At 70.3% G+C, this 15,701-nt stretch carries 11 protein-coding genes and 1 pseudogene; 1 reads left to right on the top strand and 11 read right to left on the bottom strand.

The window, feature by feature from the left end:
- Positions 1-83 precede the first annotated feature (83 nt).
- The 4 genes and pseudogenes from M3Q35_RS48195 to M3Q35_RS48180 form a co-directional block, all read right to left on the bottom strand.
- On the bottom strand, positions 84-587 hold the full coding sequence (locus tag M3Q35_RS48195; RefSeq protein ID WP_273939386.1) for a hypothetical protein: 504 nt from the start codon (positions 585-587) through the stop codon (positions 84-86).
- A gap of 237 nt (positions 588-824) precedes the next feature.
- Positions 825-1,456 (bottom strand): annotated as a pseudogene (locus M3Q35_RS48190) (YcnI family copper-binding membrane protein).
- A gap of 48 nt (positions 1,457-1,504) precedes the next feature.
- Positions 1,505-6,523 carry a cupredoxin domain-containing protein gene (locus M3Q35_RS48185; protein ID WP_273939384.1) on the bottom strand — a complete coding sequence of 1,673 codons (5,019 nt, stop codon included), beginning with the start codon at positions 6,521-6,523 and terminating at the stop codon, positions 1,505-1,507.
- 21 nt (positions 6,524-6,544) lie between these two features.
- Positions 6,545-7,084 (bottom strand): DUF4352 domain-containing protein, encoded by a 540-nt coding sequence (locus M3Q35_RS48180; protein ID WP_273939383.1) that lies wholly within the window; start codon positions 7,082-7,084, stop codon positions 6,545-6,547.
- 120 nt (positions 7,085-7,204) lie between these two features.
- Here M3Q35_RS48180 and M3Q35_RS48175 point away from each other — a divergent pair, with 120 nt between their 5' ends.
- Positions 7,205-8,392, top strand: coding sequence for an MFS transporter (locus M3Q35_RS48175; RefSeq protein WP_273939382.1), 1,188 nt, complete (start codon positions 7,205-7,207; stop codon positions 8,390-8,392).
- Here the strand turns inward: M3Q35_RS48175 and M3Q35_RS48170 are convergent.
- The 7 genes from M3Q35_RS48170 to M3Q35_RS48140 are packed head-to-tail and all read right to left on the bottom strand — an operon-like array spanning position 8,351 to position 15,700.
- Entirely contained in the window at positions 8,351-9,127 is a 777-nt protein-coding gene (locus M3Q35_RS48170) for a class I SAM-dependent DNA methyltransferase (protein ID WP_273939381.1), read from the bottom strand. The genes M3Q35_RS48175 and M3Q35_RS48170 overlap by 42 nt on opposite strands.
- Positions 9,117-9,893 carry a class I SAM-dependent methyltransferase gene (locus M3Q35_RS48165; RefSeq protein ID WP_273939380.1) on the bottom strand — a complete coding sequence of 259 codons (777 nt, stop codon included), beginning with the start codon at positions 9,891-9,893 and terminating at the stop codon, positions 9,117-9,119. The genes M3Q35_RS48170 and M3Q35_RS48165 overlap by 11 nt, the downstream gene beginning before the upstream one ends.
- A complete protein-coding gene (locus tag M3Q35_RS48160) occupies positions 9,890-11,119 on the bottom strand; it encodes a nucleotide disphospho-sugar-binding domain-containing protein (protein ID WP_273939379.1) in 1,230 nt (409 codons plus the stop codon). Before M3Q35_RS48160 ends, M3Q35_RS48165 begins: the two co-directional genes overlap by 4 nt.
- A complete protein-coding gene (locus M3Q35_RS48155; RefSeq protein ID WP_273939377.1) occupies positions 11,031-12,212 on the bottom strand; it encodes a DegT/DnrJ/EryC1/StrS family aminotransferase in 1,182 nt (393 codons plus the stop codon). The genes M3Q35_RS48160 and M3Q35_RS48155 overlap by 89 nt, the downstream gene beginning before the upstream one ends.
- Positions 12,213-12,217: 5 nt before the next feature.
- The gene (locus M3Q35_RS48150; protein ID WP_273939376.1) at positions 12,218-13,411 is read right to left on the bottom strand and encodes a nucleotide disphospho-sugar-binding domain-containing protein; all 1,194 of its coding nucleotides are present in this window, start codon (positions 13,409-13,411) and stop codon (positions 12,218-12,220) included.
- A gap of 13 nt (positions 13,412-13,424) precedes the next feature.
- Positions 13,425-14,612: a nucleotide disphospho-sugar-binding domain-containing protein gene (locus tag M3Q35_RS48145; protein ID WP_273939374.1), complete on the bottom strand. Its 1,188-nt coding sequence runs from the start codon at positions 14,610-14,612 to the stop codon at positions 13,425-13,427.
- Between the two features lie 5 nt (positions 14,613-14,617).
- Entirely contained in the window at positions 14,618-15,700 is a 1,083-nt protein-coding gene (locus M3Q35_RS48140; protein ID WP_273939373.1) for an LLM class flavin-dependent oxidoreductase, read from the bottom strand.
- Position 15,701 lies beyond the last annotated feature (1 nt).

Genomic DNA, 15,701 nt, shown 5'->3' with positions numbered 1-15,701 from the left:
GCAAACTTGCGGAAATCGCGCGCAAAACGACCACAGCCGCGTCCAGGCCGGACGCGGCTGCGGTCGTGCGGTGACACCTGGACTCAGGGCGTGGCCTTCAGCTCGAGCAGCGTCGCGGCGTCGGAACCCGCACCGACACCGACGCCCGTCCAGCCGTTCTTGGCCACGTTGACCGTGTTGCTCTGACCGTCGACCGTCACGGTCGCCTGCACCGCGTGGCTGTCGCCCTTGACCTGGTAGGCATCGGCCAGTTGCAGCTTCAGGTCGCCGGTCGTGCCCGACACGCGGAAGCAGTAGTGGCCCGGGTCGCTGCCGTGATCGCCCGAGCTGTTGAGCGAGCGCACCTCGATCAGGCCGTTCACGTTGACGCAGTCCACCAGCATCAGGTGGCCGTCGCCGCTGATCAGCTTGATCCCCCGGTCGGCCAGGACCTTGTCCGCGCCCGGGTAGCTGAAGTCTTCGACGGTCGACGACATCCCGCTGTCGTCCTGCGCCGACTGCCGGCCGGCCACACTCGCGCCGACGGACAGCCCCGCCACCGTTGCCACGACTCCCGCGGTGAGCAGCACTCGGGTGATGACTCTCATGATCGGCGATCCACTCCTGTTCGCTCTACTCAAGGCAAGACGCGACAAGGTGAAACGCCCCCCGGTCGACGGCCGCCCCCTCCGACACGACGATCAACAACGTAGAGCGGCCACGGTCACGCGTCAAGAATTCCAACCACCGTTGGGCATAGCACCGACGATCGGGGTAATCCCTTTAGAGGACAGTCGAAACATGGCGTACGGGCGCCGCGTCGAAGACGCGACGCCCGTACGGTTTCATTCGGTGGGCCGGGCCCGGCGGCTGGTGCGTCGCCAGGCGAGGGCGACGGAACCGGCGGCGATGAGCACGGCGGCGGTGGCCGCGCCCAAGGCCCACGGCGGACTGGCGGCGCTGGCGGCGACCGGCTGCACGGCGGGGGCCGTGACGGACCCGGCCGTGATGGACAGGGCGGGAGCGGGGTGCTCCGACTGCCCGGGGTCGATCCACCGCACGACCGAGCCGTCGCTGTAGGTCTGCACCACCCGGAACTCCAGGCGGTCGACCTTGGGCAGCGGGCCGGCCTCGACCAGGAACTCGTCGTACTCCCCGGCCTGATCGCGCTGTCCGGCCCGGTGGCCGTCCAGTCGATCTCGCTGACGGCCTCGGCGACCTGGTTGCCGTCGTCGTCGACGAGCGGCGGGCGGACCGCGGACTTGACCACCTTGTAGGTCCAGCCGGCATGCGGCCGGACGGCGACGAAGGCCAACCGGTGATCGGCCGGGAACGCCACCTGGAGCCCGGTGGTGGCGGCGGTGTCGCTCTCGGTCGGCACGCGGAAGGCGAGCTGCCCATAGCCGCCCTGGACGGCGTCATCGGAATGCACGGTGACGTGCGCGCTGGCCGGAACCGCCGTGGCCAGCAGGAACATCACCGTAACGGCCAGGGCGTTACGAAGCCGGGACATGGGCTCACCTCCCTAGATGCTCGCCGGACCGGCGGCGGACGCGGGCAGGACCCGGAGGATGCCCCACATGCCGGCCTCGGTGAACGGCTGTCGGTTGTCGCCGTACAGGTAGTCGCCGGTGTAGTGCTGCGGCCCACCGGCCCCGCCGACCAGCTCGACCTCCATGGTCTCGCCGGCGGTGAGCGACCGGGCGGTCAACAGCTGGGAGCGCCGGTCGCTGGTGCCGTTCCACATCTGCGGCTCCTGCGGGAACTCGTGCCCGCCGATGCCGAAGGTGCTGAACTGATCGGACGCACCGAGCCCGACCCGCAGCACCACGGGATCGCCGGCCCGCGCGGTCAGCACGGGCGTCGCCGGATCGCCGTACTCGGCCGAACCGAAGGCGCCGCCGTAGTCGGCCGACTTGCCCATCCGCGTGGTCAGCGGCGTGCTGGCGTAGTTGATGTTGCTGTGCCCCAGGTCGGCCACCGGCTGGTTGCCGGCGAACACGCTGTTCACGCCGGCCCCGGCCACCACGTCCTGGTACGGCACGATGCTGCGCGCGTACTGCTGGTCCGTGGTGCCCATGGACAGGGCGAACTCCCGGAAGTCGCCGCCGGGCGACCGGATGATCGCCTGCGTGCTGGTGGCCGTCGAGGTGAGCGGCGCGTTGGTCACGCTGTCGCACCACGTCGACCCGGAAGGCTCGACGATGAGCATGCCGTACGCGCCGTGCCGCAAGGCGGCGACGCTGCCCAGGTCCTGGAAGATGGACGTGCCGAGCTGCTTGTCCGCGTAGAACTGGTAGTTGGCGGACTTGCCGGCGGCCACCGTGGTGTCGGGGTTGAGCCCGACCGCCGCGCCACCGGACAGTTGCGGGTTGCCCAGCAGCTTGCCCAGGTCGAACCCGGCGCGACTGCCGCCGTACGCCGACCCGGCCGGAATCTGGTTGCGCAGGGTGATCTGCACACAGTCACCCTGGTTGGCCCGCAGCACCAGCGGCTCGACTTTCCTTCGCCCGGACTGGATGTTCGTCATGTCCGACGTGAGCGAGTAGACGATTCCGTTGGTGTCGGCGGTCGGCGCGGTCGGCAGTGTCGTTGCGAAGATCGACACGTCGTACGACCGGGTCGGCGCGCCGGACGGACAGGGACTCCTGCTCGTGGTCGCGCCGGTCGACGGCGGGTTGGGTCCCGGCGTCGCCTGGGTGTCGCCGGTCGCCGCCTTCAACACGGGGAATCCTTGGCCGCTGGGCGGAACAGGGCGGTCCGGCAGCGGTTTCAGGCTGGGGTCGACGTGGTCGCGGACCCGGAAGATGCCCCAGGCGCCGCTCTCCACCGCGAAATTCCTCGTGCTGTAGTACAGATAGTCGCCGGGCATGCCGGCCGGCCCGCCGGCGCCGCCGTCGAGCACGTAGTCGAAGCGCTCGGAGATGCCGGTGGTGGCCGCGTCGACGAGCTCGCCGTCGCCGTTGAACCGCTCCCGGCGGAACCGTTCTCCTTGGATACGAAGGGCTTCGTCACGATCGTTGGTGCCGACGGTGCGCAGCACCACGGGATCGCCGACGTACGCCTGCAACAGCGGCGTCTGCGGATCACCGTACTTCACCGACGAGAACACGTACGGGTCCACCGTGGTCACAGTGGCCGCGGCCGTGTCGGTTCCGTTGCCGTCGTTGACGTTGCTGTAGGCGTTGCGGCAGACGGCCCCGTTGAACTCCTGGCGTTGTTGCGTCGTCGCCGGGTTCTCCGGTGTCGCGCCCGGTGGTGTTCGCTCACCGAGCGGTGCCGCTCTCAGGTTGATGGAGCCCTCCTCGCACTCCTGTCCCGCGTTGCGGTTCTGCGGGCCGGGAAGGTCCGGATTGGACAGTTCCGGGCGTCCTTGCCGCCCGTTGCCGAGGAACACGGCGAATTCCCGGAACGCGCTCTTCACGCCGACGCCGACCGGGCTGGTGGTGTAGATGTCGGCCATGGTGCCGCTCTGGATCAGCGCGCCGGTATTCGGGTCGTGGTAGGTGGAACCGGCCGGCTCGATGATGTGCGCGCCGAACAGCCCGTGGGCCCATGACTTGATGCCGTTGACGTGGTCGTGCCAGAACACCGTTCCACTGTCCACATCGGAGTACCAGCGGTACTGGGTGAACTCCACGCTGACCGGCTCGCCGGCGGCGTGCGGCTGGGCCAGCGGCACGTCGAAGTTCAGCCGCGCGCCGACGATCGAGGTGATCTTGCGGACCTCGATGTCGGTACGGCCGACCCCGACGCCGATGAAGATGCCCGGCCGCAGGTTGGTCGTGTTGGAGACCGTAACGCCACTGGCGTTACCACCGGTGGACGCGGTGCTGGTGCGACCCTCGTCCTGGTCGGCGTAGATCGACTGCTCGTAGTTGTAGCCGGTGATCACGCCGTCCGAGCCCTGCGGGTCGAACTGCACGAAGTGGGTGTGCATGTTCACCTTGGGCTGCACCGCCGGGTCCAGTTCGCTGGACAGCGTGATGGCCACGCAGTCGCCGACGTTGGACCGGATCACCAGCGGGTCGGCCGACTTGGTGCCGCCGAGCACCGCCGACTTGTCCTGGTTCAGCACATAGATCTCGCCGTGCTGGTCGGTCTCACGGGCGGTTTCCTTGATGGGCGTGCTGATCGCGGTCACGTTGTACGTACGCACCGGGGCGTTGGCCGGACACAGACCGTCCGGTCTCGTCGACGACGCGGTGTTGCCCAGGTACGGCGTACCCGAGTGCCCGGCCGGCGAGAACGGCGGCCGCTCACCCAGATGCGGTGCCATCAAAGGATAGGCCGGTCGGCCGTTGAGCGGATTGAACAGGATCGCCTTGCGCTGGCCCGGTGTCGACGACGCATAGTTCGGCCACACCAGCGTGTCCTCGGGTTCGCCGAGGTACAGCGGGGCCGACAGGGTGCCGGCCTTCTGCCAGTCCCACACGGTCGCGTCGGTGTCGCCCAACCGCGCGCCCTGCGGCGGGATCTCGTTCTCCACGAGATCCTCCACGGCGATCTGCGTCGCCGGGTTGTTCAGCCCCGACCGTGGCACCACGGTCTTACCAGCGATGGTCAGCCCCAGCAGGGACTGCGAGGTGACCGCGGTCGGCGGCGCGGTGCGGCCGGGCAGCGGGGCCAGGTTGGCCTGCCTGGTGTCGAACACCCGCCAGATGCCCCACATGCCGGCGATGTAGTGCTGGGCGATGTGGCAGTGGTACAGGAAGTCGCCCACCGCCTGCTGGCAGCCGCCGGCCCCGCACTCGTGCTCCAGGTTGTAGGTCTCGCCCGGGCCGATGCTCTGCGAGTCGAGGTTGATCGACGCCGTGTCGTTCGGCGGCGTCTTCTCCAGCCCACCGGCGAAGTTGCTCGCCTGCGCACCGGGGTTCTGCGGCCACCGGTCGCCACCACCGTGCAGGTGGTGCACGTGCAGCTGCTCGAAACCGGCGTCGATCAGCCGCGTCTTGGTCGGCTCGCCGAGGTAGGAGCGCGGCATCGGGGTGGCCGGATCACCGTTGGTGTAGGAGGAGTACATCAGCGACTCGCTGGCCGGCAGCGTGCTGTCGTCGGCCCCTTTCTTCTGCACCAACAACTCCTGCCGGCGGAAGAACGGCTCGCTGCGGTAGTTCAGCGCCCGGCTGCCCGGCCGGTAGTCGGCGGTGTCCGTGCCGCAGTTGTCGATGCCGCCCTCGTCCAGCATCGGCAGTGGCGCGCCGAGGCCGTCCGGGTCGTCGAAGCAGTTGGTGTCGCCGCCGTCCTCACGGGGCGGTCGGCGCAGGTTGAACATCTCGTCGCCGATCTCGTGGTACATGATCGCGAACTCGCGGAACGTGGTCCCGCTGCCCGGCTTGATGATCGCGGCGAAACTGTTGAAGGTGGCGTCGGTGGTGCGATCCACACCGGTGTCCGGGTCCAGCCAGGTCGAGCCGGCCGGCTCGGCGATCAGCGCGCCGAACAGACCGTGCGCGGTCAGCTGGGTCGCGTCACCGCCGCTGTGGAACACCTTCGCGCCCTCGCCGATCAGCGGGTCGAGGTAGTACTGATAGGTGTGGGAACCGCCGGGCGGCACCATCACGCTGGTCGGGTTGTTGCCCACCGCCTGTCCCCCGGCGCCGGCCGCGGCGTTGTAGGAGACGCCGGCCATGTCGACCGACACCGACGGCACGCCGCCGGGTTGGGTCGTCACGAACGGCGTCCCGAAGCCGGGTCCGGTGCGCGGGGCGACAGTCAGCTTGTTGGTCAACGTGATCTGCACGCACTCGCCGAGCCGTGCGCGCAGCACCAGTGGTTGGATGGGATCTTCGTCCAGGCCGTTGGACACCTTGGCGCCGGTGGTGGGATCGGCGCCGACCGCCGCTGCCTTCTGCAGCGCGGCTTCCTGCGCACGGACCGCGTTGAGATCGGCCGCAAGCACGTACATGAAGCCGAACGGGTCGTGGTCGCCGAACCGGTCGACGGTGATGTCGACATTGATGGCGTAGACGGTATACACCCGTTTCGGCGCGGTGTCACAGCTTCCGGCCGAGCCGGTCGGCTCGGCCGCGGTGGCCTGGGCCGGCAGCGACACCAGTTGCAACGTGACCAGCGCCAGGACCGAGGCGATCGACGTGATCACCACCGGCCAGCCGCGGCTGCGCCGCACCGGCTCCATGGCGGACGGCTCGGCAAACACGTGAATCGCGACCAGCGCAGCCAGCAGGGCGACTGGTTGCGCGGCCGCCGCCGCGCGGGCGGCTGCCGACAGGTCCACAAGGGACTGTGGCGCGGCCGCACCGACCAAGAGGTCGAGCGTCGGCAGCGCGATCGCCAACGGCAGGAAGGCGGGCACGAACAGCAGCGAGACCAGGGCCGCCGTCGCGATCCTGGTCAACGCGCGATCGCCGGACAGGCCGAGTAGGGGCGCGGTCCGTCCGGCCAGCCACACCGCCGCGGCGGCAACGGGAACACAGGCCATCGCGTCCAGCGCGATGGCCGCGGGCCCGAGGTCGCCGACATGTCGCCAGAAACTCACCACGATCGCGATCGTCACCGCGACCGTGGAACGCGACCATCTCATAGGGATTCCTTTCGCCGTGTGCTAATGGTTCATGGTCATGGCGGCGTCCGGAATGGACAGTCGAGCGGCACCTCCCGGACGGTTCCAGTCCAGCCAGGCCGTGCGGTCGAGCGAGGCGGGCGGCAGGTCGAAGAACAGCGTGCCGGTGATCGCCGCGCCCGGGCCCAGCCGGGGCAGCTCACCGAAAGTCCCGCCGTACACGGCGACGTCGGTCGCGGCCGGGCCGGCGTGCAGGGTGAACTCGGTGGCCGGGTGGAAGGTGACGGTGTCCGTGCCGGTGTTCACGACCGTGACGGCGACGGACAGCCGGTCGTCGCCGGAGGCGGGCATGCCGGGCATCATCGCCGGCGGCATCTGGTATCCGGACGCCGTGGTCGACATGTCGTGGTCCATGCCGAGCCAGCCGGTGTCGCCGACGCTGGCCGTCAGGCCGCCGACCCTCGCGCTGGACTCCGCCGGGCCGGCCGGGCCGACCATGGCCGAGACGCCGATCGCCGCGGCGGCCAGCGCCGCCGTCATGACGAGCAGGCCGGCAATCCGAGCTTTCGGCGGAACTTTCATCTGTGCTCCTCCGGCGACACGGCGTACTGTCGTGTTGCTGTGAATCTGCCAGTGCTTGTGTGCCACGGGAAATGAGTGGAACTGCCTAAGTAGCCGGTTGCTACCTGAGTAGGGCACGCGATGCGACGAGACCTTGTGCTGCTGACCGCGGGCCGTGCGCTGTCCACAATGGGCAGCGAAGTCGCGGTGGTCGCGTTGTTGCTGCGGCTGCACGACGAAGGTGCGGACAGTTGGGCGGTGGCAAGCCTGCTGGCCGCCGGCACGGTGCCGCTCGCGTTGGCCGCGCCGTTGGCCGGCTGGCTGGCCGACACCGTCGACGGCCGGCTGCTGATCGCGATCAGCAGCCTGTGGCAGGCTTTTCTGTGCGCGCTGCTGGCTGCCGTGCACGATCCCGTGCTGCTGCTGGCATTGGTCGCACTGAACGCCACTGCGTCGGCCGTAACCGGCCCGGCATTTGTCACGGTGTTGGTCCGATCGGTGCCCCCACCACGATTCGCGGCGGCAACCAGCATGCAACAGGGGGCCAACATGGTCGCCGTGCTCGCCGGTCCGCCGATGGGCGGAATGCTGACCGGGCTGACCGGCGGTGCGACCGTTCCGCTGTGGGCCGACGCGGTCACTTTCCTTGCGCTGGCAAGCATCTGCTTGACGATCCGGGCTGGACAGCCGGTGCCGACCGGCGGCCGGACGCGGTGGCACGGCGGGTTCACCGTGCTGACCACGGACCGGCCGATCACGGTGATCGTCGGACTGTTGGTGGTGCTGATCCTGATCGGCGAAGGCGTGTCCGTGGCCGAGGTTTTCCTGGTGCGGGACAGTTTCGGTGCTAGCACCACGGCGTTCGGCCTGCTGACCGCGGTGTTCAACGGCGGCGCGCTGGTCGGCACGGTGCTCTCCGGCGGCATCGCCACGCCGGCGCGAGCGTTGCTCACCGTCGTGTCGGCATCCGTCGGCATGGCCGCCGGCCTGGTCGGCGTCGGCCTGGCCGGCAATCTGGCCGAGGTGTTCATCTGCTACGCGTGCGCCGGCGTCGGGGCCGGTGTGGTGAACGTCGCCGCCACGACGCTGATCATGTTGCGAGCGCCCAAACCGGTAGTGGGGCGGGTGCAGGCGGCGTTGAACGGCCTGCTGCGCACGGCCGGCATGGGCGCGCTCGGGCTCGGCGGCCTGGCCACCGGGTTTTTCCCGCCCGCCACCGTCTTTCTGTTGTCCGGCACGGCAATCGCGCTGGCCGTGATCGCGGCGCTGGCCGTGCTGCCGGTGCGGTCAGATGCGCCGGGCCCACACCAGTCGGCTCCACTCCCGTGACGGCCCGGACTGGCCGCCGGCCAGCGGCGCGCTGCCCAGCGTGCGGAAGCCGGTCATGCCCAGGGCCAGGTCGAGCTCGCGGCGCAGGAAGTAGCGCAGGCGGTGCGACTCCTTGACGCAGTCGAGCACCCGATTGCCGCACATCAGCCACAGCTGCATGCCCAACTCGTAGACCTGCTCCTGCGGAAACAGCTTTCCGGTGGTGGCCCGCAGCAGGTGGTGATCACCGTCGTGCACGACCGTGACCCCACCCTTGGGCCCTTCCCGCAACACCACTGTGGCGTCAAGGATGTCGAAGACGAACAGCCCGCCGGGACGGACCGCGCGGTGCACGGTCGCCAGCGCTGCCAGCAGCTCGTCGTTGCCGGTTTGGTAGCCCAGCACGGAAAACATCATGATCGCGGCGTCGAACGGGCGGTCGACCGTGACGTCGAGCAGATCCGACTGGACCACGCTCGCCCGGTCGCCGTAGCGGGCCAGCCGGGCCTTGGACTGCTCCACCATCACCGGCGACCGGTCCACGCCCAGGACCTCGTGGCCGGCCGCGGCCAGCCGCTCCAGGTGCCGGGCGGTGCCGCAGCCGAGGTCGATCACCGACGGCGCCGGCCCTTCCTTGTCCAGCACCTCCTTGAGCAGAATCTCCTCGATCTGGGCCACTTCCGCCGGATAGTCCTTGTGCTCGTGCCAGCGGTCGTACCAGCCCGCGTGCAGCGGCCCGAAGATGTCATGGTCCACGGTGGCCTCCTCCGTACTCGATTCGTCTGGCCGACACCAGCCGGAACCAGTCCGGCGAGTGCGCTCCGGCCAGCGGCGCCGAGCCCAGCGGCTCGAAGCCGGCGGCACGCAGCAGCAACGCGAGCTCCGCGTCGAGGAACAGCCGGATCCGGTGCAGCTCGTCGGACCGGTCGACGATGAAGTCCCCGTGCAGCAGCCACATTCGCAACCGAAGGTCCAGCACCTGCTCGGCCACGTTGACCACGGTCGAATGCGCGCACAGCAGCCGTTCCCCGCCGTCATCACGCACGGCGAGGCCATCGGGCGGACAAGCCGAACCGAGCACTGCGGTGGCGTCCAACAGGTCGAACACCAGCACGCCGCCCGGCCGCAGCTGTCGTCGCGCCGAGGCCAACGCGGCCAGAGTATCCACATTGGACACTTGGTAGCCGAGCAGCGAGTACATCATGATCGCGGCATCGAACCGGGCCGGCGCGGTGAAGCTGATCAGGTCGGCCGTCCGGACCTCGGCCCGATCACCGTGCCGGGCCAGGCGTTTCCCGGCCTGCTCGACCATCGACGGCGACCGGTCCACGCCGAACACCCGGAAACCGTCTTCGGCCAACAGGTCCAGATGTCGGCCGGTGCCACAGCCGAGATCGATCACCGACTGGGCGTCCTCGTCCAACACGGTCCGGATCTGGTCCACCTCGGCGGCGTAGTCCTTGGCCGGGTGCAGCAGGTCGTAGTGGCCGGCATGCAGGTCGCCGAACGTCTGCTCGTTCACGATCGCTCCAGCAGTCGGCCGAGCACCGGCACCACCTGGGCCGGCGCGGGTTGGCCGTCCATCTCCCGCCGCAGCCGGGCGGCGGCGGCGCGGTAGGAGGAGTCGGCCAGCATCTTCTCCGCCGCGTCGGCGATGAGCTTGCGCGGCTGGGGATCGGCGGCGACGTCCCGGTACGCCAGGTGGATCGCCGCCCCGACGGCGGCCAGTCGGTCAGAGGTCAGCGCCGGATCCGGCTTGCTGGTCACCGTCAGCTGGGGCACGCCGAGCGCGGCCGCGGTCAGCGCGGTGCCATCGCCGGCCTGGTGCACGATCAGGTCGCAGTCGGCCAGCACGAGATGCAGTGGCGTGGACTCCACCACCCGCACGGCCGGTGGCAACCCCCCGAGCAGCATCAGATGACGGGCCGTGGCCAGCAACACGACCTCGACGTCCAGCTCGACGAGACCGGTGATCGTCGCCAGGCACGGCATGATCGCCTCGCGGCCGAGGGCCAGCGCCGCGCTCAACACGCTGTAGCCCCAGGACACGCACACCCGCGGCCGTTTGCGCGGCGCGAGCAGCCAGTGCGGCTGCGTCCCGGCCCCGTTGTACGGCACGAACCTTTGCTCAAGGCACAGTCCGTCCACCGGCAACCGCAGGCTGCGTGGCGACGGATCGATGGTCAGGGTCGGCGGCAGTCTCGGCGGCACGTTGTGCCGGTCGAACAACGCGGCGTACTCCGACAGCGGATCCCAGCTGCCGGCCTTGCGTTCCATCGGCCGCAACCCGACGCCGGTCAGGTGCCGGACGTTGGGCAGGCCGAGCACGGCCGCCGCGACCGGCCCGGCGAAGCTGGCCGTGTCGTGCACGATCACGTCCGGTCGCCAGGCCCGGGCGAACGCGATCAGCTCGCCGGTCATGGCGTCGGCCGCGGCGGCGGAATTACGGCCCAGCTGATCCAACAGCGCCCGTTGGCCGGCCGTCAGCCGGTGCGGCCGCAGTGGCCAGTCCGGCGGAAACCGGTCGTGCCCGTACGTCGCGGCCGTTGTCCCAGGCCCGGTCAAGGAGTTCGGTGGCCGGTCCGTGCCGACGACCGCGACCGGGAGTCCGGTGTGGACGGCCGCGGCGGCGATGGCCGGCGTGCCGGCGAACACCACCTCATGGCCGGCCGCGCGGGCCGCCCAGGCCAACGGCACCAGGGGATACAGGTGCTGCGGCGTGGCCAGCGAGGTGAACAGCAGGCGCATGGTGGCGTCCTATCTCGGTGAGCGCGTCGATCACGCGGGCGATGTGCTGTTCGGTGAGCCGACCCCAGAACGGCAGGCAGACCAGGCGGTTGGCGATGTCGTGGGCGACCGGGATGGCGCCGGCCAGCCGCAGCGAGCTCGGCCGGTAGTAGCCGGTGAAGTAGGCGCGGGCGTGGATGCGGCGCTGGTGCAGTTCCTGGCAGAGCGTGGTCGCGTCGACCGGGGCATCGGCGTTGAGCATGATCGGCATCGCCGCGACGTTCGGTCCGGCCTCCGGCCGGAACGCGCCGACTGTCAACCAGTCGACTGTATGCAGTCCGTCTTCATACCAGCGTCGGACCTGCACGCGCCGGGTGATCTCGGCGTCGGACTCGGCCAGCACCACCTCGCCGATCGCCGCGTGCAACTCGCTCATCCGGGCGTTGGTGCCCTGGGCCAAAGCCCCTTCCCCACCGATGCCGAAGTTGCGCAGCCGCCGGATCCAGTCGGCGACGCGCAGGCCGTTGCCCACCACCGCGCCGCCCTCGACCGAATGGGTCAGCTTCATCGCGTGCAGGCTCAGCGTCGCGACATCGCCGTACGACAGCAGCGGACGGCCCCGGTAGCCGATGCCCCAGCAGGTCGCCGCGTCGAACACCAGCGGAACATCGGCCCGGGCGGCGATCCTGGTCAGCTCGTCGATGTCCGCCGGGCAGCCGAAGGTGTGGACGGCCAAGATCGCGCACGTCGCCGGCGTGATCGCCGCCTCGACCGCTCTCGGGTCGAGGGTGAGGTAGCGCGGCTCGATGTCGACGCCGACCGGCTTCGCCCCGGCCCGGAGCACGGCCTGCCAGACGGCGGGGAAGGCCGCCGCCGGCACGATGACCTCGCCGGTCAGCCTCAGCGCGCCGCAGGCCAGCTGGATCGCGGTGGTGCCGCTGGCGCAGACCGCCAAGTCGTCGCTGCCCAGCCGGGCCGACAGCTGCTGCTCGAACGCCCGGACCCGTGGCCCGTCGTTCGTGATCACGCCGCTGTCGAACACCGTCCTGACGGCCCGCGCCACCTGGTCGGCGGCCGGCATGACCGGTTTCACCAGCACGATGTCGTCGGCCATGGCCGTCACCTCGATTTCTCGATCGTCGCGACCAGGTCGGCCGGCGCGGGCATGCGCCCGATCTCGGCGCGCAGCCGGGCCGCGGCGTCGATGATCGGCGGGTCCGTCAACAGCGTGGAAACCGCTTCCCGGATCGTGTCCTCCTGGTGCGGATCGACCCGAAGTTCCTGGTGGTACAGGTGAATGCCGGCGCCGACGGCTCTGAGCCGGTCCGGGGCGATCTCCGCGTCCGGCTTGGCGGTGATGGCCAGCTGTGGGAGCCCGGCCGCGGCGGCGGTGAGGGTCGTGCCGTCGCCGCCCTGCTGCACGATGGCGTCGCAATGCGGTAGCACGAGATGCAGCGGCGCCGATGGCGCGGCACGAGCCCGTGGGGGCAACGCCCCGAACCGGTCCAGCTGGTCGGCGGTCGTCACCACCACCACGTCCACGTCGAGCGACGCCAGGGCATCGATGACCAGCCGATACGGGTCGGCCGCCGCCGCGCCGAGCACGTCCGGGGCGGTGTAGCCCCAGGTCACGCAGACCCGCGGGCGGCGGGGCGGCGTGGTGAGCCAGCGCGGCACGACGCCGGAACCGTTGTACGGCACGTAACGCATGTCCAGCACCGGTTCCAGGACCATCGGGAACCGCATGGTCGGCGGGGTGGGTTCGATGATCGCGGTCGGCGCCCGTGGTGTGGTGCGGCGCTTGCGGAAGAGCTCCTTGTACTCCGGGACGGTGTGGAACGGCGGCTGGGCGGCGGTGCCGAAGTTGTGCTTGATGTTGGGGACGCCCAGTTTCCGCGCGGTGACCTCGCCGGCGTAGGTGATCGCGTCGTGCACGATCACATCGGGTCTCCATTGCTGGGCAAAGGAGATCAGGCCGTCCGTCATCGCGTCCGAAGCGGTGACCAGGTAGCGCCCGAGCCGAGCCAGCAACGCCCGCTGCCCGTCGTCGAGCCGGGACAGCATGGCCGGCCAGTCGCGCGGCCACGGGGGCTGCCCGTACACGGCCCGGACGAGATTGGTGCGGTCCTGCGCGCTCTGCCGTGGCCCGGAACCGACGATCACCGCCGGGAGTCCGGTGTGGACGATGATCTCCGCCGCCGACGGCGCGCTGGCCAGCCGGACCTCGTGGCCGGCGGCGCGGCAGGCCCAGGCCAGCGGCACCAGCGGAAACAGGTGCGGCCGGCCGGCGACGGCGGTGAACAGGACGCGCATGGTCTCCTCCGGTTCAGCCGGCCAGGGCCGCGAGCTCGGGTTCGATCGCGGCGGGCGGCGGCTGCTGTTCGATCTCCGCCCGCAGCGCGCCGGCGGCGGTCAGACGCGCGCGGTCCTCCAGCAGCTCGGCCACGGCCCGCTGCACTGTCGACACGCCATCACCGTCCCGAATCTCCTGGTAGTACAGGTGTTTGCCAATGCCGCAGGCGGCGATCCGGGCCCCGACGATCTCCGCGTCGGGCTTGCGGGTGATGGCCAGCTGCGGCACGCCGAGCGAGGCCGCGGTGAGCGTCGTGCCGTCGCCGCCTTGGTGCACCAGGAGATCGCAGTGCGGCAGGACCAGGTGCAACGGCGTGTCCGGGGCCGTCCAGACCGTCGATTCCAGCTCCGGCAAAGCCTTGAGCTGCGCTGTTGTCGTGACGATCACCAGTTGTGCGTCGATGCCGGCCATCGCTTCGATGGCCAGCAGGTACGGTGCGGCTGCGGCCGCACCCAGCGCCCGGGCCGAGGTGTGCCCCCATGTCACGCACACCCTGGGCCGGCCGCCCTCCGGCGTCGGCACGACGCCGGATCCGTTGTACGGCACGTATCTCTCGCTGATCACCGGCTGGTCGAGCAGGCGCATGGTCGGCGGCGTGACATCGACCGTGGCGGTGGGCTCGGTTCGGACGGCTGTGTGGTGTCGGTTGAACAGGTCGTGGTATTCGGGAATGCCGGCGTACAGCGGTGGTTGCGTTGCGACGCCGAAATTGTGGCGGACGTTGGGGATTCCGAGCTTCTGCGCGACGACCTCGCCGGCGTAGCTGATCGCGTCGTGCACGACGATGTCGGGTTTCCACTGCTGGGCAAAGAAGACCAAATCGTCCAGCATGGCGTCGGCGCCGAGGGCGAGCGCGGTTCCCAGCAGCCGCAGGTATTCCCGCTGCGCCTCGGCCAGCAGCTGCACGTGGGTGGCCCAGTCCGGCGGCCACGGCGGCTGCGTGTGGATCAACGGGATCAGCCGTTGCCGGACCTCGGCCAGCCGTGGGTCGGGCGCGGCGGCGAGGACGACCGCCGGCAGACCGGTCCGTACCAGCTCATCGGCCACGGCGGCCGTGCTGGCCAGCCGGACCTCGTGGCCGGCGGCACGACAGGCCCAAGCCAGTGGCACCAACGGAAACAGGTGCGGAAGGGCGCCGGTGGCGACGAACAGCACGCGCATCGCCGTCACCCGCCGGCCGCTTCGCGTTCCCGCACCCGGGGCAGAATCTCCTGGCAGAAATGGGGCAGGCTCTCGATGTCCGGCCGGCCGTGGAACAGGAACTGGGTCACGCCGACGTCGCGGTAGGCCAGCAGCGCGGCGGCGATCTCGTCCGGCGTGCCGACCAGGGCCAGCGACAGCGGGCCGAGGAACGGGATCGCGCCGGTCCACAGGTACGGGCGCGGCCAGTGCGCATCCCCTTCCCCCAGGCCATATGTCGTGGCGAAGCCGACGGATTCCGCGCTCTCCTTGCGGAATCGGTCCTGCACCGCCTTGGCCTGCTCGCCGGCCAGGTCGATCAATGCCATGGCCGCGTCCACGGCCTCCCGTCTGGTCGGTCTTGACACCACGGAGAACAGCAGTCCGACCTCGCGACCAGCCGCGAGCACCCCGCCGATGCGCCCCGCCACCTCGTCCGGGGTGCCCCCCAGCCGAAGCAGCGCGTCGCCGTGCTTGATCGCGAGGTCGGACGCCAGGCCCGAGCTGCCACCGAAGTAGAGCTCGGGCCGGACCCGTTCGGCGGCCGTGAACGGGGTGTTGATCCGCGCGCCCTCCACCCGCACGAACTCGCCGTGGAAGTCGACGGGCTCCCGGCTGCGCCACAACGCCGTGCACACCGACCAGAACTCGTCGCTGTGTCGGAACCGCTCGTCGTGCGTGCGGAAATCGCCGTAGGAGCGCAGTTCCTGGGACGAGTAGCCGGCGACCACGTTGATGCTGATCCGCCCGCCGGTCACCACCGACACCGTGTTCACCTGCTGCACGAGGTAGGTCGGCGACTGGATGCCCGGCCGCACCGCGACCATGTACTTGACCCGCTTGGTGTGCGCGGCGAAATGGGTGGCCAGCGTGATCGGGTCGGCGCGGTGGAAGCCGATCGGCAGCAGCAGCTGGTCGATGCCGCCGGCATCGGCGATCCGGCACAGCTCCAGCTGCGCGTCGAGGTCGGCGACCGGGTTGACGGCGGCGCGGTCCTCGCCGCCCCGGGTCGCGCTGTGCGCGCCGCTGCCGGGGATGCTCCAGTGGAACCGGATGGGCCTGCGTCGCATC

The organism is Kutzneria chonburiensis, from assembly GCF_028622115.1.
GTDB lineage: Bacteria > Actinomycetota > Actinomycetes > Mycobacteriales > Pseudonocardiaceae > Kutzneria > Kutzneria chonburiensis.
Note: the sequence above shows the minus strand (reverse complement) of the source record. Positions and strands in the feature narration are given on the sequence as shown.

Coding starts and splice junctions, on each gene's coding strand:
- M3Q35_RS48145 (WP_273939374.1), bottom strand. CDS start 14,612: ATGCGCGTGCTGTTCGTCGCCACCGGCGCCCTTCCGCACCTGTTTCCG.
- M3Q35_RS48185 (WP_273939384.1), bottom strand. CDS start 6,523: ATGAGATGGTCGCGTTCCACGGTCGCGGTGACGATCGCGATCGTGGTG.
- M3Q35_RS48175 (WP_273939382.1), top strand. CDS start 7,205: ATGCGACGAGACCTTGTGCTGCTGACCGCGGGCCGTGCGCTGTCCACA.
- M3Q35_RS48155 (WP_273939377.1), bottom strand. CDS start 12,212: ATGGCCGACGACATCGTGCTGGTGAAACCGGTCATGCCGGCCGCCGAC.
- M3Q35_RS48140 (WP_273939373.1), bottom strand. CDS start 15,700: ATGCGACGCAGGCCCATCCGGTTCCACTGGAGCATCCCCGGCAGCGGC.
- M3Q35_RS48150 (WP_273939376.1), bottom strand. CDS start 13,411: ATGCGCGTCCTGTTCACCGCCGTCGCCGGCCGGCCGCACCTGTTTCCG.
- M3Q35_RS48180 (WP_273939383.1), bottom strand. CDS start 7,084: ATGAAAGTTCCGCCGAAAGCTCGGATTGCCGGCCTGCTCGTCATGACG.
- M3Q35_RS48160 (WP_273939379.1), bottom strand. CDS start 11,119: ATGCGCCTGCTGTTCACCTCGCTGGCCACGCCGCAGCACCTGTATCCC.
- M3Q35_RS48195 (WP_273939386.1), bottom strand. CDS start 587: ATGAGAGTCATCACCCGAGTGCTGCTCACCGCGGGAGTCGTGGCAACG.